At 66.2% G+C, this 16,680-nt stretch carries 18 protein-coding genes; 7 read left to right on the forward strand and 11 right to left on the reverse strand.

Annotated features, from left to right (window positions below; genetic code table 11):
• Positions 1-26: 26 nt before the first annotated feature.
• Positions 27-1,004, forward strand: coding sequence for an N-acetyl-D-Glu racemase DgcA (gene dgcA / locus V5F78_RS08970; RefSeq protein WP_394071796.1), 978 nt, complete (start codon positions 27-29; stop codon positions 1,002-1,004).
• Here the strand turns inward: dgcA and V5F78_RS08975 are convergent.
• From V5F78_RS08975 to V5F78_RS08990, 4 genes are all read right to left on the reverse strand, one after another.
• Positions 956-2,143 (reverse strand): MFS transporter, encoded by a 1,188-nt coding sequence (locus V5F78_RS08975; protein WP_394071795.1) that lies wholly within the window; start codon positions 2,141-2,143, stop codon positions 956-958. The two genes, dgcA and V5F78_RS08975, sit on opposite strands and share 49 nt — an antisense overlap.
• Before the next feature lie 89 nt (positions 2,144-2,232).
• Positions 2,233-3,219: a threonine ammonia-lyase gene (locus V5F78_RS08980; protein WP_394071794.1), complete on the reverse strand. Its 987-nt coding sequence runs from the start codon at positions 3,217-3,219 to the stop codon at positions 2,233-2,235.
• Positions 3,216-4,283 carry a glycosyltransferase family 4 protein gene (locus tag V5F78_RS08985; RefSeq protein WP_394071793.1) on the reverse strand — a complete coding sequence of 356 codons (1,068 nt, stop codon included), beginning with the start codon at positions 4,281-4,283 and terminating at the stop codon, positions 3,216-3,218. Before V5F78_RS08985 ends, V5F78_RS08980 begins: the two co-directional genes overlap by 4 nt.
• Positions 4,283-5,083 (reverse strand): UDP-2,3-diacylglucosamine diphosphatase, encoded by an 801-nt coding sequence (locus tag V5F78_RS08990; RefSeq protein WP_394071792.1) that lies wholly within the window; start codon positions 5,081-5,083, stop codon positions 4,283-4,285. Before V5F78_RS08990 ends, V5F78_RS08985 begins: the two co-directional genes overlap by 1 nt.
• A gap of 284 nt (positions 5,084-5,367) precedes the next feature.
• Between V5F78_RS08990 and V5F78_RS08995 the strand changes: the two genes are divergently transcribed.
• Positions 5,368-6,216, forward strand: a complete 849-nt coding sequence (locus tag V5F78_RS08995) for a fumarylacetoacetate hydrolase family protein (RefSeq protein ID WP_394071791.1) — start codon at positions 5,368-5,370, stop codon at positions 6,214-6,216.
• A gap of 42 nt (positions 6,217-6,258) precedes the next feature.
• On the opposite strand, the gene V5F78_RS09000 is transcribed toward V5F78_RS08995, so the two are convergent.
• From V5F78_RS09000 to V5F78_RS09010, 3 genes are all read right to left on the reverse strand, one after another.
• Positions 6,259-7,380 (reverse strand): carboxylate-amine ligase, encoded by a 1,122-nt coding sequence (locus tag V5F78_RS09000; RefSeq protein WP_394071790.1) that lies wholly within the window; start codon positions 7,378-7,380, stop codon positions 6,259-6,261.
• A gap of 327 nt (positions 7,381-7,707) precedes the next feature.
• A complete protein-coding gene (locus V5F78_RS09005) occupies positions 7,708-8,463 on the reverse strand; it encodes a 16S rRNA (uracil(1498)-N(3))-methyltransferase (protein ID WP_394071789.1) in 756 nt (251 codons plus the stop codon).
• A gap of 67 nt (positions 8,464-8,530) precedes the next feature.
• Complete coding sequence (locus tag V5F78_RS09010) at positions 8,531-8,929, reverse strand: c-type cytochrome (RefSeq protein ID WP_394071788.1); 399 nt, start codon at positions 8,927-8,929, stop codon at positions 8,531-8,533.
• 255 nt (positions 8,930-9,184) lie between these two features.
• Between V5F78_RS09010 and V5F78_RS09015 the strand changes: the two genes are divergently transcribed.
• Genes V5F78_RS09015 through V5F78_RS09035 form a run of 5 tightly spaced genes read left to right on the forward strand, consistent with a single transcriptional unit; the run spans position 9,185 to position 13,146 of the window.
• Positions 9,185-9,793: an aspartate kinase gene (locus tag V5F78_RS09015; protein WP_394071787.1), complete on the forward strand. Its 609-nt coding sequence runs from the start codon at positions 9,185-9,187 to the stop codon at positions 9,791-9,793.
• Positions 9,790-10,359, forward strand: coding sequence for a flavoprotein (locus tag V5F78_RS09020; protein WP_394071786.1), 570 nt, complete (start codon positions 9,790-9,792; stop codon positions 10,357-10,359). Before V5F78_RS09015 ends, V5F78_RS09020 begins: the two co-directional genes overlap by 4 nt.
• Positions 10,360-10,361: 2 nt before the next feature.
• On the forward strand, positions 10,362-11,786 hold the full coding sequence (locus V5F78_RS09025; protein WP_394071785.1) for a DUF6513 domain-containing protein: 1,425 nt from the start codon (positions 10,362-10,364) through the stop codon (positions 11,784-11,786).
• Positions 11,783-12,364, forward strand: coding sequence for a DUF447 domain-containing protein (locus tag V5F78_RS09030; RefSeq protein WP_394071784.1), 582 nt, complete (start codon positions 11,783-11,785; stop codon positions 12,362-12,364). Before V5F78_RS09025 ends, V5F78_RS09030 begins: the two co-directional genes overlap by 4 nt.
• On the forward strand, positions 12,361-13,146 hold the full coding sequence (locus tag V5F78_RS09035; RefSeq protein ID WP_394071783.1) for a (5-formylfuran-3-yl)methyl phosphate synthase: 786 nt from the start codon (positions 12,361-12,363) through the stop codon (positions 13,144-13,146). Before V5F78_RS09030 ends, V5F78_RS09035 begins: the two co-directional genes overlap by 4 nt.
• Positions 13,147-13,243: 97 nt before the next feature.
• On the opposite strand, the gene tgt is transcribed toward V5F78_RS09035, so the two are convergent.
• The 4 genes from tgt to V5F78_RS09055 all read right to left on the reverse strand — a co-directional run bounded on the left by tgt (position 13,244) and on the right by V5F78_RS09055 (position 16,545).
• Positions 13,244-14,380, reverse strand: coding sequence for a tRNA guanosine(34) transglycosylase Tgt (tgt, locus tag V5F78_RS09040; RefSeq protein ID WP_394071782.1), 1,137 nt, complete (start codon positions 14,378-14,380; stop codon positions 13,244-13,246).
• Entirely contained in the window at positions 14,377-15,468 is a 1,092-nt protein-coding gene (queA, locus tag V5F78_RS09045) for a tRNA preQ1(34) S-adenosylmethionine ribosyltransferase-isomerase QueA (RefSeq protein WP_394071781.1), read from the reverse strand. The genes tgt and queA overlap by 4 nt, the downstream gene beginning before the upstream one ends.
• A gap of 83 nt (positions 15,469-15,551) precedes the next feature.
• Entirely contained in the window at positions 15,552-16,154 is a 603-nt protein-coding gene (locus tag V5F78_RS09050; protein WP_394071780.1) for an exopolysaccharide biosynthesis protein, read from the reverse strand.
• Positions 16,155-16,275: 121 nt separating this feature from the next.
• Entirely contained in the window at positions 16,276-16,545 is a 270-nt protein-coding gene (locus V5F78_RS09055; RefSeq protein WP_394071779.1) for an usg protein, read from the reverse strand.
• Positions 16,546-16,680 lie beyond the last annotated feature (135 nt).

Here is a 16,680-nt window from a genome sequence, read left to right on the forward strand (position 1 = left end):
TCAACAGGCCCACAGCGTTAACAAATATGCCATCCCTCAGGGTCGAGATCGAGCGCTTTCCCATCGCGGGAACCTTCACCATTTCCCGTGGCTCGAAGACCGAAGCGGTGGTCGTGGTGGCGCACCTGCGAGACGGCGCCCATGTGGGGCGCGGGGAATGCGTGCCTTATGCCCGCTATGGGGAGACCGTCGAAGGCGTGGCGAACGACCTGCGCGCCCTGGCGCCGGAACTTGAGGCGGGGCTCGATCGCGCCGGCTTGCAGATGCGCCTGCCCGCGGGCGCGGCGCGTAATGCGCTCGACTGCGCGTTCTGGGACCTGGAGGCGAAGCGGGCGGGCGTGCCGGCGCATGTTCTCGCCGGCCTCCCGTCACCCTTGCCTTTGACGACGGCCTTTACGCTGAGCCTGGATTCCCCGGCCGCCATGGCTGCAGCTGCGGCGGCGGCCGGGCGCCCGCTGCTCAAGCTGAAATTTGGCGGCGGCAGCGATGTGGAGCGGATCGCCGCCATCAGGGCGGCGGTGCCCGACGCCCGGCTGATCGTCGATGCCAACGAGAGCTGGAGCGCGGACGATCTCGTCGCGAATCTCGATGCCTGCGCGCGGGCGGGGGTGGAATTGATCGAGCAGCCCCTTCCTGCGGATAATGACGCGGCTCTCGCCCACCTCCCCCATCCCGTTCCGATCTGCGCCGACGAGAGCGTGCATGACCGCGCCGGGCTCGCGGAGCTGCGCACGCGTTATGACGCGGTGAACATCAAGCTCGACAAGACCGGCGGCCTTACCGAGGCGCTCGCGCTCGCCGAGGCCGCGAAGGCGCAGGGCTTCACGCTCATGGTCGGCTGCATGCTGGCCTCCTCGCTCGCCATGGCGCCGGCGATGCTGGTGGCGCAACTGGCGCAGATCGTGGATCTGGACGGCCCGCTGCTGTTGGCGCGCGATCGCGAGCCGGGGCTGCGCTATGACGGCGCCCGTGCCTTTCCGCCCGCCCCCGCGCTTTGGGGCTGAAGCCAGAGCGTGCCGAGGGCAAGCACGCCGCCGAGACCGCCCACCACCGCAGACGCAAGGAAGCATAGGGCGCCGTACTCGGTCCAGAACGCCCCCGCCGCAGCGCTCGCCCCGGACAAGGTCAGGCTTACCGACCAGGCCGCGATGGATTGGGTGCCTGCCGCCCGGTGCTCCGGCGTGGTGCGGGCCACAAGCTCCACCATGCCGAGATAGGTCGCGCCGAACGTCGCGCCGTGCAGCAATTGCAGCACCACCAGAACCGAGAGCGGCGGATCGTAGGCGTAAGAAGCAAAGCGGATCACCGCCGCCAGGCCTCCGAGCGCGATCAGGTTCAACGGTCCAAGGCGGGAGACGGCCCGCGTCCCAAAGCGGAAGAACACGATTTCCGCCCCAACACCGATCGCCCACAGAGCGCCGATGACGGTCAGCGAAATGCCGGTGGCCGCCCAATGCAGGGAGCCGAAGGCATAAAGCGTCGCATGGCTCGCCTGAACCAGGGCAGCGGCGGCGATGCCGGCGATCAGCACCGGAGGCACGCGCAAGCGCGAAAGTCCCAATGCCGTCACTTCCGGCGGACGCTTCAATTCCGGCAGCGCCAGAGTGCCGGCGAACAGGGCGACCTGCCCGGCGATCATCAGCACCACCACGATGCCCGCGCCGGCCTGCGCCACCAGCAGCCCACCCAGCAGATTGGCGCAGACGAAGGCCGCCGACCCCCACAGGCGGCTGCGGCCATAATCCACCGCGCCTCGCCGCGCTTGCCGGGTCGTATAGGCATCCAGCAGCGAAAAGGATGGGTTCCACGCCATGGCGGTGATCCCGAGCACCACGTAGATGGCGAAGGCACCGTGACTGAAGGCGAGCGCGCCCATCATGAGGCTCGAAGCAAGGGCAAGCCACATCAGGATCGCCTTGGGCCGACCGAGGCGGTCCGAGAGCAGCCCGAGGACCGGCGTCGCGATCAACCGCGTGACCAGCGGCACGGCCAGGGCCATGCCGATCTCATCGGGATCCAGCCCGCGCGCGATGAGCCAGAGCGAAAAGAACGGCATGTAGATGCCGAGGGAGAAATAGAGGGCGCCGAAGGCGCAGGCCAAGGTCAGCCCAACCGGCCGCGCGTCTCCCTCGCCTCTGGTCATCCGGGTCTCCCACGGCCTCTTCGTCATGCCGGGTGCGGCGCGGCGGGTGCGGTGCAAGCCGGCCCGAGCCGGAACGCCATATGTCCGGATCAGGCCTGCAGGCAGGCCAGGAAGGTCGCCACGTCCACATTGCCGCCCGACAGCACGATGGCGACCACCTTGCCGCGCGCGTCATAGCGCCCTTCGAGCAATGCCGCGAGCGCCACCGCGCCACCCGGCTCCACCACCAGCTTCAGTTCGCGGAATGCAAAGGCAACCGCCCGCGCGACTTCCGCGTCGGTGGCCGAAACCGCTTCCCCCGACAGCTTGCGGGTAATCTCGAACGTGAGCGCACCGGGCGTGGGCGCCAGCAGCGCGTCGCAGAAGGAGCCGGTCGCGCTCGCATTCCGCTCCCGGGCACCGGACTTGAACGAGCGCGCGTGGTCATCGAACAAAGCCGGCTCGGCGACGATGATGCGCGCATCAGGAACCCGCGCCTTCACCGCGAGCGCGATGCCCGCCATCAGCCCGCCGCCGGAGGCGTTGGCGCTCACGATATCAGGGGCCAAGCCCTGGGCGGCGAGATCCGCAACGATTTCAAGCCCGGTCGTGCCCTGGCCGGCGATGATGTCCGGATCGTCATAAGGCGGAACGAAGATCGCGCCTCGCTCCGTGGCGATCGCATTGGCGATGGCGTCGCGGTCATCGGTGATGCGATTGTAATCCACCACCTGCGCCCCGAGCGCAATCGTGCGTTCGCGCTTCAAGGCGGGAGCGTCCGTCGGCATCACGATCACCGCCGGCATGCCGAGCAGCTTCGCCGCCGCAGCGACACCCTGGGCATGATTGCCGGAGGAGCAGGCCACCACCCCGGCTGCGCGCAGTTCGACCGGAATCTGCGACATGCGGTTATAGGCGCCGCGAAACTTGAAGGAGCCCGTGCGCTGAAGCGTCTCGGGCTTCAGGAAGATTCTGCCCCCGGTCAGCTCGCTGAGCACCGGGGAAAACACCAGCGGGGTCCGCACGGCAACGCCGGCGAGGCGAACGGCGGCGGCATCGACGTCCGCTGCGGTCGGGAGATGAGAAATCGTATTCATGCGGACGAGACGATACGCGTCCTGCGCAGCAAGCGGAAGCGCCGGGCGACCGGCCCAAAATCGTGGGCGATCAGTACATTGTCGAGAAACTGGCGGGCGCATTCGCGCCAGGTATGGCGCAGCGCGAATTCCCGTGCGGCCACCGGCGACAGCTCCAGTGCCTTCAGGCAGGCGTTGCGCAAATCCTCGTCCAGCACGCCGACAGGTTCGGTTGCATCTTCCAGAACGTCCTTGGGCCCGGTCACGGGATAGGCGGCGACCGGAAGGCCGCTCGCCAGGGCCTCAAGCAACACGATGCCGAACGTATCGGTGCGGCTCGGGAATACGAAGACATCGCTGCCGGAATAGACCCGCGCGAGATCCTCGCCTTCCAGCGGGCCAAGGAAATGGCTCTCGGGATAGCGCTCACGCAAGCTGTTCAGCGCCGGCCCGCCACCCACCACCACCTTGGAGCCCGGCAGGTCCAGCGCAAGGAACGCCTCGATGTTCTTTTCCACCGCCACCCGGCCGACGAACAGGAAGATCGGCTTGGGGAGGTTGAGATCCACCTCCGGACGCGGCCGGAACAGCTCCGCATCCACACCGCGCGACCAGCGCATCAGGCGCTTGAAGCCGCGCGCATCCAGTTCACGTTCCAGGGTGGCCGTGGACACCATGACGCCACCGCCGGCGTTGTGGAAGCTGCGCAGCCACGCATAGGTCAGGCGTTCCGGCACCGGCGCGCGGGCGGAGAGATATTCGGGAAACTTGGTGTGATAGCTGGTGGTGAAGGTGCGCTTGCTGGCGATGCAGGCGCGCCGCACCAGCATGCCGATCGGCCCCTCGGTGGCTACATGGACGAAGTCCGGCCGCATGGCCTCGATCCGACGCATGATCATGCGCGGTGTTGCGAGCGCCAGGCGAATTTCCTGATAGGTGGGGAGCGGAACGGTTTTAAACCCTTGGGGGCTCAGGAACATCATCTCCGCGCCGAGCGCTTCGGCCTCGCGGGCGGTGTGTTCGAGGGAACGGACAACCCCGTTGATCTGGGGGTGCCAGGCATCCGTGGCGACAAGTACCCGCATCAGGCCGCCGCGCGCGCCCCCTCGACTTCGGATTCAGGTTCCGCCTCAAGGCGACGTGTCCAGGAAATGATTTCCATCCGCCCGTCTTCATGCTCCGCGATCGCGGTGCAGCTTTCGACCCAGTCCCCGCAATTCACGTACCGCACGCCGAACTGGTCATGAATGACCGCATGGTGGATGTGGCCGCAGATCACGCCATCCACCTTATGCCGCTTGGCCTCGTCGGCAACAGCTTCCTCGAACTTGCCGATGTAATTCACCGCATTCTTCACCTTCAGCTTCGCCCATTGGCTGAGCGACCAATAGGTGAGGCCAAGCTTGCGGCGGGCGAGGTTCACATAGGTGTTGATTGCGAGTGCGAGCGTATAGGCGCCGTCGCCGAGGAAGGCGAGCCATTTTGCGTGGCGCACCACCACGTCAAACACGTCCCCATGGATCACCAGATAGCGCTTGCCATCGGCCGCCTCGTGGATGGCGGTTTCCACGACTTCGATGCCGCCGAAATGGGTGCCGTAGTAATCGCGCAGGAATTCGTCGTGATTCCCGGGCAGATACACCATGCGCGTGCCCTTGCGGCCCTTGCGCAGCAGCTTCTGCACCACGTCATTGTGCTTTTGCGGCCAATACCAGGAGCTGCGTAGGCGCCAGCCATCCACAATGTCGCCGACCAGATAAACCGTATCGGCATCGTGGAATTTCAGGAAATCAAGAAGCAGGTCAGCCTGACATCCCTTCGTCCCGAGATGGACGTCGGAGATGAACAGAGCTCTGTACCTGCGCGCTTCAGGGCTGTCGCTCACGGCATGGCCTCTGCGGAAAATTGCTCCCTGAGAGCAGTGTGACGGACTTAGCCGGAGTCGTGTATCCCTTTTATGACGCCACTGCGAACAACTTCTCGGTTTTTACTGCACAGCAATATAATCAGCCGGCCACACTTCCCTACCCCCTTACGGAAGGCGGGACGGATGGCGAATCGGCACGATCCAGCATCCCAAGCATTGACCAAATGGCTTCCGCGCGCCAGCTTGCGCGGCAGTGGATCGGTTCCGTGTCCGCATCATCACTCAGCTCAGGGAGAGGTCCGATGAAGCTCGTGCGCTTCGGGGAAAAAGGGCGAGAAAAGCCTGGTTTAATCGATTCAACCGGCAAGATTCGGGACATTTCGTCCCTGGTTCAGGACATTTCGGGCGATGTTCTCACGCCTGAGGGACTGGCGCGGATTCAGGCCGCCGACCCCCAGGCCTTCCCCCTCGCGCCCGAAGGCGTGCGCCTCGGATCCTGCGTCGCGCGACCGGGCAACTTTGTCGCGGTCGGGCTGAATTTCGCCGATCATGCGGAAGAGACCGGCAACCCGATTCCCGAAGAGCCGGTGCTCTTCAACAAGGCGCCCAATTGTGTCGTCGGTCCCGATGATGACGTGATGATCCCCAAGGGGTCCACCAAGCTGGATTGGGAAGTGGAGCTGCTGATCGTCATCGGCGCCCGCGCGCGCTATGTGGAGAAGCAGGACGCCCTCAAGCATGTGGCCGGCTATGCGATCTGCAACGACGTGTCCGAGCGCGCGTTCCAGATCGAGCGCGGCGGCCAGTGGGTGAAGGGCAAGGCGTCCGAGACCTTCGGCCCGATCGGTCCCTATCTCGTCACCTCGGACGAAATGAGCGACACGTCCGACCTTGCCATGTGGCTCGAAGTGAACGGCGAGAAGGTCCAGAACGGCTCGACCCGCACCATGATCTTCGATCCCGCCTATCTCGTGTCCTACATCAGCCAGTTCATGGTGCTGGATCCCGGCGACATCATCACCACCGGCACGCCGCCCGGCGTCGGCCTTGGCATGAAGCCGCCGCGCTATCTCAAGGCCGGTGACGTGATGCGGGTGGGCATCGAGGGCCTCGGCGAACAGCGCCAGACCGTGGTGCCCTTCGCGCCCTGATCCCAACGGGGCCCCTCAGCAGGGGCCCTGTCTTTCCGGCGGTCACTGCAAGGTCGCGTGGGCGAGCCAAGTCTTCACCGCGTTCAGCGCCTCGCCCCGATTTCCGGTGCGATGGTGCGCTTCCTGAAACACCGCCAATTGCATATCCGCACTCGTGCCGGCGAGGGCAATGGTGCGCAGATGCAGGAGCGCATCGAGCGCCCCAAGGGCGTCGGCATCTTCCCCGACCATGGCGATCAGAGATTCGACCGCATCCGTGACCGGTACGGCGCGGCGTTCCGCGAGATTCACGAACGAGCCGTGGATGCCGTAGCGCTGGGCCCGCCATTTGTTCTCATTGGCGATCGCCCGGTCCACCGCGCCGATCTTCGCATTGTGCTCGGGATGGCGCACGAGATAGCGCACCAACGAGCGATAAAGCGCTGCGATCGCAACCGTATCCTGAATGCGGGTGCAGCTGTCCGGCGCCCGCAATTCGAGCGTCGGATGCTTGGAGGAGGGGCGGATCGCCCACCACACATAGCTTGAATCGGTAATCGCGCGCGCTTCCACCATGGCGTCTACGTAAGCCTGGTAATCGGCGCTGTCCTCGAACAGCTCGGGAAGGCCGGTACGCGGCAATTCATCATAGGCGGCAAGGCGATAGCCCATCAGCCCGGTCTGCTTCGAGCCCCAGAAGGGCGAGGAGGTCGCCAAGGCGATGAAATGGGGGATATAGGGCAGGATGCGGCGCATGACGTCGACCCGCTGGTCGGGCTGCGGCAGTTCCACGTGCACGTGCAGGCCGCACACCATGTTGCGCTCGCCCAGCATCTGCAGGTCATGCATCATGCCGGTGTAGCGATTGGCATCAGTGTGGCGCACGCCCTCCCAGGTGGCGGTAGGATGGGTGCCGGCGGCGATGAAGCTCAGCCCGTGCTCCCCGGCCACCCGCGCCGCCTTTCCCCGCAACTCCCTCAGCTCGTCGAGCGCGCTGCCGGCCTGCGTGGCGGGGTTGGTGGCCATTTCAAGCTGCGATTGCAGCAATTCAACAGTGACGGCGCTGCCCAGATGGTGCGACAGATCCTCGAAGAACCGCGACGGCATGCGCCTTTGAATGGCCTTGGACTCGGCATCGACCACGAAGAATTCTTCCTCGATTCCGAATCTATATTCTTCCGACATTGGTTTTCCCTCCGCACCTCTCCCCAACGTGAGCCTATAACGCAACAGTTGGGTTTCGGTTGCCGAGAGAGTGTGGAAAAATTGGACGTAAATGCGACGATTGATGCGAGCGGAGCAATTCTCCTTATTTACGAATATTTCCAAATAAAATTACGATGCGCCCTGAATGCCTTAGGACTCGACAAATTAAAGAGCGGGACGCGCGGAACAAAAAGCGCGCGGATGCGTTTCGCGCCCCTTCCAACAATGGCGGAACCGCGCTCGCGCCGGGCCTACGCCGGCCAGAGCGCCCCCGGCCGCTTGAGCGAGGAGAAGGCGGCTACGCGATCAGGCCGGGTCGACGCCCGCCAGATCGCCCCGCGCCGCCTGGGCGAGGGTGAGCGCGGCCACGGCAGCCGTGTCGGCGCGCAAGATCCGCGGGCCGAGCGAGAGCACGATCACACCGGGATGGGCATGCAGCATGCGCCGCTCCTCGGAGGCGAATCCCCCCTCCGGGCCGATCAGAACGCTCATGGGACCCGGCGCTGCCGCCTTCAGCGCGGCAATGGGATCGCTCAGGGCCGCGCTTTCATCGCAGAACACCAGCACCCGCTCCGCCGGCAATGCGGCGAGCCATTTGTCGAGGGCGAGTGGTTCGCGCACCACCGGCAGGGCGAGGATGCCGCATTGCTCGGCGGCCTCCACCGCATTTGCGCGCATGCGCTCGGTGTTGACGCGCGTGACCTGGGTATAGCGGGTGATGACCGGGGTAAGCTCCCCCGCCCCCATCTCCACCGCCTTCTGGATCATATAGTCCAGCCGCGCATGCTTCAGCGGGGCGAAGGCATATTCCAGGTCCGCCATGGGCGGCTGGGGCCGCAACTGGCGCTCGGCGGCGAAGCGCACTTCGCGCTTGTGCCCCTCGATCCGGTGGGCGAGCCACTCGCCGTCCCGCCCGTTGAACAGCAGCAAGCTGCCGCCCACCTGCATGCGCAGCACATTCGCCACATAATGGGCCTGCTCCGCCGCCAGCAGGATCTGCGCGCCGTCGCTCAGATCCTCGTCCACGAACACGCGCTGGAGGCGCGAAGGATTGTCGGACATGAAGGTCCCTCCCGCCCAAGCCACACCATGGCCGCGGCGAGAAAACAAGCCGGCCGGCGCAAGGGAATTATTGCTTCGCGCCCTCGGCGTTAAACTGCTTGAGAAAGGCGATCAGATCGGCGCGCTCGCCGGCCGGCTTGATGCCGAAGAAGGCCATCTTGCCTTTGGGGGCGAGCACCTTGGGATTGGTGAGATAATCGTTCAGCGTGGCCTCGTCCCAGACCTTGCCGGCCGCCGCGCCCGCCTTGATGTCGTCGGAATAGGCATAGTCCGGATAGGCGCCCCATTTGCGGCCGACGATCCCGTTCAGCGGCGGGCCAACCTTCACCTTCGCGTCCGGCCCAATCATGTGGCAGGCCATGCATTTGCGGAACGATTGCTCGCCCTTGGCAACGTCGGGGTCGGCATGGGCGAGCGTGGTGGAGATGGCCAGGGCGGCCAGGGCCGAAAGCAAAAGACGAGACATGACGTTTTCCCTAGGGCATTTCGAGCAAAGGCGGCACCGGCGCGGGGAAGATGCTGCAAGAGGAACGCCCGGTGCAGGGCCGGCTCCGCCGCCGCGACATAAGAACCGCATTGGACACATTCCAATTGGCCATTTGCGCGCGGGTGACCGTTGGTTAGTCAATGCTGCGACGCAACCCGCGCCCCTTGGAGGGGACAACCGGCTCGGCTAACATTGTGGTTTGAAGGATTCTCGCGGAAGGCGCAGGGGTTCGCCATGGCGTTTCACGTGGTCAAGCTCGGCGGCAGCCTGGAGCGCGGTGGCGACATCAGGTCGCTGGCGGGCCGGTTGGCCGGCTGGCCCGGCGTTATGGTCGTGCCGGGCGGCGGGCGCTTCGCCGATGCGGTGCGCGCGGCGCAAGGACCCCTCGCGCTTTCAGAACGCGCCTGCCATGCCATGGCGATCCTGGCCATGGAGCAGATGGCCCACGCCCTCGCCGATTGCGCCCCCGCCCTGGTGCCCTGCCGCACCCTGGACGACATGAAGGGGGCCACGGACAAAGCCGCGCTCTGGTTTCCCGCCGACCTGCTGCTCGGCGCCGCCGATATAAGCGCGAGCTGGGATGTCACCTCGGACAGCCTCGCCTGCTGGCTGGCGACGCGCCTCCACGCGCCGCGGCTGACGCTGGTGAAGGCTCCGGGCGCTCTGGTTCACACGCCCGCGCGGGGCGACGGCCCAGCGGAATGGAGCGCGCGCGGCGTGGTGGATCGTGCCTTTCCCGCCTTCGCTGCACGCTTTCGCGGTATCATTCGCCTCGTGGCCGCCGACGATGCGCCGGCACTCGACCAGCTGTTTCCCTCTTCTCGAACCGCGAGCGCTGCATGAGCAAGGGTGCTTACCCCCGCTGGGCCTGGGCGCTCTCCGGCTCCGGGCATTTCTTCACCGAGAGCCTGGAATTGATCCACACCCTGGGCGACGTGGATTTGTTCGTCTCTGCGGCGGCGGAAGAGGTGTTGCGCATGTACAAGCAGGACAAGAGCCCCCTGCCCGCCAATACCCATGTGTTCCGCGACACCACCGCGAGCGCCGCGCCCGTGGGCATGTTCTATGAGGGCAAATATCACACGCTTGTTGTGGCGCCGGCCTCGTCCAATACCGTGGCGAAATGCGTCTACGGTATTTCCGACACGCTGGTGACCAATTGCTTCGCCCAAGCCGGCAAGTGCCGGGTGCCGGGCATCGTCTTTGCCTGCGATACCGCCCCGGAGCTGATCACCATGGCGCCCGGCGGGCCGGTGCCGGTTTTTCCGCGCAAGATCGACCTGGAAAACACCCGCAAGCTGAAGGACTTCGAGGCGACCACGGTCGCTGAATCCCTGGTCGAGCTGAAGGCCGCCATCGCCGCCCGCAAAGCCGAGCTGGACGCGCGCGTCTGCGCGCCGGCCCGCTAGGGATGGCGGAGCGCGTCGTCCTCCTGACCGGCTCGCTGGCGCAGCCGCGCGTTGCCAAGGCGGCGGAGGAGATTGCCGACGCCTTCCTGGAGCCGGTGGTGGTCAATATCGGCGTGAAAGTCGCCGCCCTGATGACGGCGGAGATCGTGGAGCGCCGGTTCGTCCTGCCCGAGGGCGCCGAGCGGGTGGTGATGCCGGGGCGGTTCAAGGGCGATCTGGACCGGCTTACCTCCCGGTTCGGCGTGCCCTTCCTGCGCGGGCCGGACGAGGCGGCGGACATTCCTGACTTCTTCGGCAAGGGCGGCGGTCCGGCGGATCTGATGCGGCACGACGTGACCATTTTCGCCGAGATCGTGGATGCCACCAAACTGACCGTGGACGAAGTGTTGGCGCGCGCGCGGGCGCTAAAGGCCGACGGCGCCGACGTGATCGACCTCGGCAGCCTGCCGGATCAAGCCTTTCCCCATCTGGAAGCCTTCATCAAAGCCTTGCACGGCGAAGGCATGAAGGTGAGTGTCGATTCTTTCGACCCGCACGAACTATCCCGCGCCACCCGCGCCGGCGCCGATTATCTGCTGAGCCTCAACGAGGAGACGCTCGCGATCGTCGACGAAGGCCCGGCGGTTCCGGTTCTGGTGCCGGCAAAGCCCGGCGATCTGGAGTCGCTCGTCCGCGCCATCGACGCCTGCCGCGCCAAGGGGCGGGACTTCCTCGCCGATCCCATCCTTGATCCCATCCATTTCGGCTTCACGGCTTCCCTGGTGCGCTATGCCGAACTGCGGCGCCGCATGCCGGATGTGCCGATCCTCATGGGCATCGGCAATGTCACCGAGCTGACGGACGCGGACACCACTGGCATCAACGCCATTCTCATGGGCATTATTTCCGAGCTGCATATCGGCGCGGTGCTGGCGGTGCAGGTGAGCCCCCATTGCCGCACGGCGGTGCGGGAGTTCGACCGGGCGCGGCGCGAATTCTTCGCCGCACGCGAAGCCGGCGCGCTGCCCCAGGGCTTCGGCGGCGGACTGATGGCGCTGCGCGACCGCAGGCCGTTCAGCGCCTCGCACGAGGAGGTGGAACGGCTCGCGGGTGAGGTGCGCGATCGCAATTTCCGCATTGCCGTCACCGACCAGGGCATCCACGCCTATAATCGCGACGGCCATCATGTGGCTGGTGATCCCTATGGCCTGTTCCCGCATCTGAAGGTGGAGGACGATGGCGCCCACGCCTTCTATCTCGGGGTGGAGACGGCACGGGCGGAAATCGCCTTGATGCTCGGCAAGCGCTATGCCCAGGATGAGGCGCTGAAATGGGGCGTCATCGGCGAAACCGCCGCCAGCGCCGAGGAGGCGCACCGGCTCGCCTTCAAGGAGCGCGGCGCGACGCTTGCTTCCAAGGCGCGCGCAGCGCCGGATGAGGACGCATGATCCGCGAAACCATCGTCACCACCCTTTCGGCGCAGGGCGAACCGCATGTGGCGCCCATGGGCGCGACGGTGATCGAGGGCGGTTATTTGCTGTTGCCGTTCCGCCCCTCGCGCACGCTGGACAATCTGCTGGCGCGCCGGGTGGGCGTGATCAATCTCGCGGATGATGCCCGCATTTTCGCCGGCTGCGTCACCGGCCGCAAACGCGACTGGCCCACCGTTCCGGCGGACGTGGTTGCGGGCGTGCGGCTGGCGCAAACCGTGGCGCATGAAGAGTTTGAGCTGGTGGAGGTGGTCGAAGATGCCCAGCGACCGCGCTTGACCTGCCGGGTGGTGCATCGCGCCCAGACCGGCGCCTTTTTTGGCCTCAACCGGGCGGTGGCGGCGGTGGTGGAAGGCGCGGTGCTGGTCTCCCGCCTTTCCCTTCTGGATGCGGAAAAGGTGGATCGGGACATGGCGTATCTCTCCATCGCCGTGGAGAAAACCGGAGGCCCGCAGGAGCGGGAAGCCTGGCAATGGCTGTGCGACGCTGTAGCGGATTTCCGCGCTGAAGCGACCAGCGGTGGGGCCGCGCAATGAGCGTCGTCTCCCGCGCCGCTCATTGCGCTCCCGGCCTGTTGGCGAGCGTTGCAACCCTTGCCGAAATGGACTGCGCACTCGCGGGCGGCGCCGACATCGTGGATCTGAAGGACCCCACGCGCGGGGCTCTTGGGGCTTGGGCGGTCCCCGATCTTCAGGCGGCGGTGGCGCGCTGGCGTGCCCTGCCCGAAAACCGTCCGCTGCTGAGCGCCACCGTGGGCGACCATCCGCCGATGCCGGAGGTGCTGGCGCAGGCGGTGCGCACGGTTGGCGCGACGGGGGTGCCGCTGGTGAAGATCGGTTTCTTCCCGCAAACCAGCGACGCTCCCCTCTATGCCTGCCTCCAGGCGCTGCGACCGCTGGCGCGGGAATATCGGCTGATTGCGGTTCTGTTCGCCGACCAGGCGCCGGATTTCGCGGTGCTCCCGCAATTGAAGGCCGGCGGATTCCATGGCGCCATGCTGGATACGGCGGACAAGGGCGCCGGGCGGCTGACCGACCATCTCCCCCTGCCCCGCCTGCGGGATTTCGTGACACAGGCCCGCTCGCTCGGCTTGCTGACCGGGCTCGCGGGGTCGCTACGCCTTGAAGATATCGCGCCCTTGCGGGCACTTTACCCGGATTATCTCGGGTTTCGCGGCGCCTTGTGCTGCGGGACACGGACGGATGCGCTCGATCCCGTGGCCCTGGCACGGGTGCGGGCGGCGATGGATTTGAGCCTCGAAGAAGAGCGCGCCGGCCAGCTCTTTTCTAAAAATGTTTCACGTGAAACAATGCCTTAGCGGAGACGAACAGCGGTTTACTGGCGCTTCTCCGCGCCATTTCGGCCGATGGCACCGCCGTTTCGGGCGAAATTCCCGAACATGAATTCGCCGACCGTCAGCCCCTCTCGGGAATATCGCCCGCCGCCCAGCCGGCCTTCGTCTGCGCCCGGAACTCCTGGAATCGCCCCTCGGCGATGGCGGCGCGCATGCCGGCCATCAAATCCTGGTAATAATGCAGGTTCGCCCAGGAGAGCAGCATGGAGCCCAGCATCTCGCCGCAGCGGATGAGGTGGTGCAGATAGGCGCGCGAATAATCCCGCAGCGCCGGGCAATCGCTCTCCTCGTCCAGGGGACGGGGGTCTTCCGCGTGGCGCGCGTTCTTCAGATTGATCTTGCCGAAGCGGGTGAAGGCGAGTGCGTGCCGGCCCGAGCGGGTGGGCATGACGCAATCGAACATGTCGATGCCGCGGCCCACCGCCTCCAGCAGATCGTCCGGCGTACCCACCCCCATGAGATAGCGCGGCTTGGTGGAGGGCAGATGCGGCTCCACCGTCTCGATCATGCGCAGCATGACCTCCTGCGGCTCGCCCACGGCGAGGCCGCCGATGGAATAGCCAGGGAAGTCCATATCCGCCAAGGCGCGGGCGGATTCGATGCGCAGGCGCTCCACGGCGCCCCCCTGGACGATGCCGAACAGGGCCCGCCCCTTGGGCTGCGCCTCGAACGCGCGCTTGGAGCGCTCGGCCCAGCGCAGCGACAGGCGCATGGCGCGCTCGGCCTCGGCGTCCTCGCACGGCAGGCGCACGCATTCATCCAGCTGCATCTGGATGTCGGACCCGAGCAGGCCCTGGATCTCCACCGCCCGCTCCGGCGTCAACTCATGCACCGCCCCGTCGATATGGGAGCGGAAGGTGACCCCGTCCTCGCTCAGCTTGCGCAAGGCGGAGAGCGACATGACCTGGAAGCCGCCGGAATCGGTGAGGATCGGCCGGTCCCAGCGCATGAAATGGTGCAGGCCGCCGAGCCGGGCGATGCGCTCGGCGCCGGGGCGCAGCATCAAATGATAGGTGTTTCCCAACAGGATATCGGCGCCCGTGGCGCGGACCTGCTCGGGATAGACGCCCTTGACGGTCGCTGCCGTGCCCACCGGCATGAAGGCGGGCGTGCGGATTTCGCCCCGCGGCGTCGAGATTTCGCCCGTGCGCGCGGCGCCGTCGGTGGCGTGGAGGGCGAAGGAAAAGGCGTCGGTCATCGGTGCAGGCGCTCGGGCAGAAGCAGGCAGGCATCGCCATAGGAATAGAAGCTATAGCCGTCCGCGATGGCATGGGCATAGGCGCGCTTCTGGAGATCGTGGCCGATCAGGGCGGCCACCAGCATCACCAGGGTGGAGCGCGGCAGGTGGAAGTTCGTCAGCATCGCGTCCACGGCGCGGAAGGCATAGCCGGGGGTGATGAAGATGTCGGTCTCGCCGCGATAGGCGGACAAGGTCCCGTCGGGCGCGGCGGCGCTCTCAATCAGCCGGGTCGGCGTCGAGCCGATGGTGATGATCCGACCGCCCGCCGCGCGCACGGCATTGAGGGCGGCGGCGGTTTCCTCGCTCACCTCCCCCCATTCGGCATGCATGCGATGGCCAGCGGTGTCGTCCGCCTTCACCGGCAGGAAGGTGCCCGGCCCCACATGCAGCGTCACCTTATGGAAAGAAGCGCCGGCGGCGCGGACCTCTTCCATCAGCGCCGGGGTGAAATGCAGGCTCGCCGTGGGCGCGGCGACCGACCCTTCCACCTGGGCGAAAATGGGCTGGTAGTCGGTGCGGTCCTGCGCATCCTCCGGCCGGCGGGCGGCGATGTAAGGCGGGAGGGGCATGTGGCCGACGGCGTCGATGGCGGCATCGAGCGCCGCGCCGGAGAGGTCGAAGGCGAAATCCACCGCGCCGTCCTCGCCTTTGGCCAGCACGGTCGCATCCAGCGTGCCGAGGGTGCAGGTCTCGCCCGAACCGCCGAAGCGCACCCGGTCGCCGGGCGCGAGGCGCTTCGCCGGACGCACGAAGGCGCGCCAAACCTCAGGCGACAGGCGTTTCACCAAGGTCGCCTCGATGGGCACAATGGAGCCCCCGGCGCGGGTGCGGGTACCATCGAGGCGGGCGGGGATGACCTTGGTGTCGTTGATCACCAGCGCATCGCCCGGCCGCAGGAAGCGCGGCAGGTCGCCGATATGGGCATCCTCAAGCTCGGGCGTTCCGTCAGGGCGCACCACCAGCAGGCGCGCGGCGGCGCGCGGCTCGGCGGGGCGGAGCGCGATCAGCTCGGGCGGCAGTTCGAAATCAAAGGCGTCTACGCGCATGAAACCCACATGCGCCGCGATCCATGCGGCGGGAGCGCCTTCCTAATTCGGTTTGGCCGGAAGGGAAACCACCAAACGAGCGCTCAGAAGATGGCGACGGCACCCTGCCAGATGGCCCAGCTCATGCCGGCGGTGATGAGGATGCCGAGCACGGTGGCGAAGAAGCCGGCGAGGATCACCGCCCCGTCGCGCTCCACGAGGCCGAGGCCGAAGATGCACACGGCAAAGCCCGGCGGCAGATTGCCCAGGAAGGGAATCGGCAGCAGCAGGATGAAGCCGAGCAGCACCACCACCGCGCCCACCACCCGGCGGGCGGTGGGGCCGGCAAACATCTCCATGCGGGGGCGCGACCAGCGCTCGAACCATTCGATGGTGGGGCGCGAGCGGGTGACGATGGCGTCCAGCATGCTGCGGGAGAAGGTTTGGCGGGCGATCCGGTCGGGCAGCCACAATTCCTGCCGGCCCATGGCCATCTGCAGGCCGATGAGGCCGAGCACGATGCCGCAGATGACGGGAATGCCCGGCGGCATCGGAATGCAATTGGGAATACCGAACAAAAGGAAGGTGATACCGAAGGCCCGGTTGCGCAGCGCATTGATCAGATCGCCGATGGCGACACGCTCTCCTTCCTGGGCGGCGAGTACGGCGGCGAGCAGTTCAGACGTGCGCGGTGTGCGGTGATCCACGGGGGCCTCTGGTCCTTCAGGCCTTCCTCTTAGCACCGGGAAAGCGGCGCTGTCAGGGCATAAGCTGCAATCGCACCCGCCCGTCCGCCCTGCTCCCGTGGATCGCGCCCGCAGCGCGGTGTCAGTGCAACACGAACATGCCGCTGACCGTGCGCAGCTCCGCCGGCTTGATCAATTGCTGGTGGGTCACCTCGACCGAATGCAGCTTGCCGTCGAGGTCGCGTTCCCAGAATGCGAGGAATTTCATCAATTCCGGAAATTTCGGACACAAATCATATTGCTGCCAGATGAAGCTCTGCAAGAACGCCGGGTGATCCGGCATGCGGTAGAGAATATGGGCGGTGGCCAGGCCGTAACCGGCCATCTGTTTCGCAAAACCCTCGCAAACCATCTTTGACACCTCCGTACGGTGCCCCAACCGATCATGGGCAAAAGGATTGTCGGCTCGCTACCTTGCGCGAGCCAGACTAAAATTTGGTATATCGGTTCAAATTCAAGGCGTTAGCAGCGAAGGTGGGAGACTGCT

Source organism: Roseixanthobacter glucoisosaccharinicivorans (genome assembly GCF_043195095.2).
GTDB lineage: Bacteria > Pseudomonadota > Alphaproteobacteria > Rhizobiales > Xanthobacteraceae > NCEH01.

Bases quoted from the DNA above. Each gene is read 5' to 3' on its own strand.
- V5F78_RS09035 (WP_394071783.1), top strand. From the start codon at position 12,361: ATGAGCGTCGTCTCCCGCGCCGCTCATTGCGCTCCCGGCCTGTTGGCG.
- V5F78_RS08980 (WP_394071794.1), bottom strand. From the start codon at position 3,219: ATGAATACGATTTCTCATCTCCCGACCGCAGCGGACGTCGATGCCGCC.
- V5F78_RS08985 (WP_394071793.1), bottom strand. From the start codon at position 4,283: ATGCGGGTACTTGTCGCCACGGATGCCTGGCACCCCCAGATCAACGGG.
- V5F78_RS09000 (WP_394071790.1), bottom strand. From the start codon at position 7,380: ATGTCGGAAGAATATAGATTCGGAATCGAGGAAGAATTCTTCGTGGTC.
- V5F78_RS09030 (WP_394071784.1), top strand. From the start codon at position 11,783: ATGATCCGCGAAACCATCGTCACCACCCTTTCGGCGCAGGGCGAACCG.
- queA (WP_394071781.1), bottom strand. From the start codon at position 15,468: ATGCGCGTAGACGCCTTTGATTTCGAACTGCCGCCCGAGCTGATCGCG.
- tgt (WP_394071782.1), bottom strand. From the start codon at position 14,380: ATGACCGACGCCTTTTCCTTCGCCCTCCACGCCACCGACGGCGCCGCG.
- V5F78_RS09025 (WP_394071785.1), top strand. From the start codon at position 10,362: ATGGCGGAGCGCGTCGTCCTCCTGACCGGCTCGCTGGCGCAGCCGCGC.
- V5F78_RS09055 (WP_394071779.1), bottom strand. From the start codon at position 16,545: ATGGTTTGCGAGGGTTTTGCGAAACAGATGGCCGGTTACGGCCTGGCC.
- V5F78_RS08995 (WP_394071791.1), top strand. From the start codon at position 5,368: ATGAAGCTCGTGCGCTTCGGGGAAAAAGGGCGAGAAAAGCCTGGTTTA.
- V5F78_RS09005 (WP_394071789.1), bottom strand. From the start codon at position 8,463: ATGTCCGACAATCCTTCGCGCCTCCAGCGCGTGTTCGTGGACGAGGAT.
- V5F78_RS09010 (WP_394071788.1), bottom strand. From the start codon at position 8,929: ATGTCTCGTCTTTTGCTTTCGGCCCTGGCCGCCCTGGCCATCTCCACC.
- V5F78_RS09020 (WP_394071786.1), top strand. From the start codon at position 9,790: ATGAGCAAGGGTGCTTACCCCCGCTGGGCCTGGGCGCTCTCCGGCTCC.
- V5F78_RS09015 (WP_394071787.1), top strand. From the start codon at position 9,185: ATGGCGTTTCACGTGGTCAAGCTCGGCGGCAGCCTGGAGCGCGGTGGC.
- dgcA (WP_394071796.1), top strand. From the start codon at position 27: ATGCCATCCCTCAGGGTCGAGATCGAGCGCTTTCCCATCGCGGGAACC.
- V5F78_RS08975 (WP_394071795.1), bottom strand. From the start codon at position 2,143: ATGACCAGAGGCGAGGGAGACGCGCGGCCGGTTGGGCTGACCTTGGCC.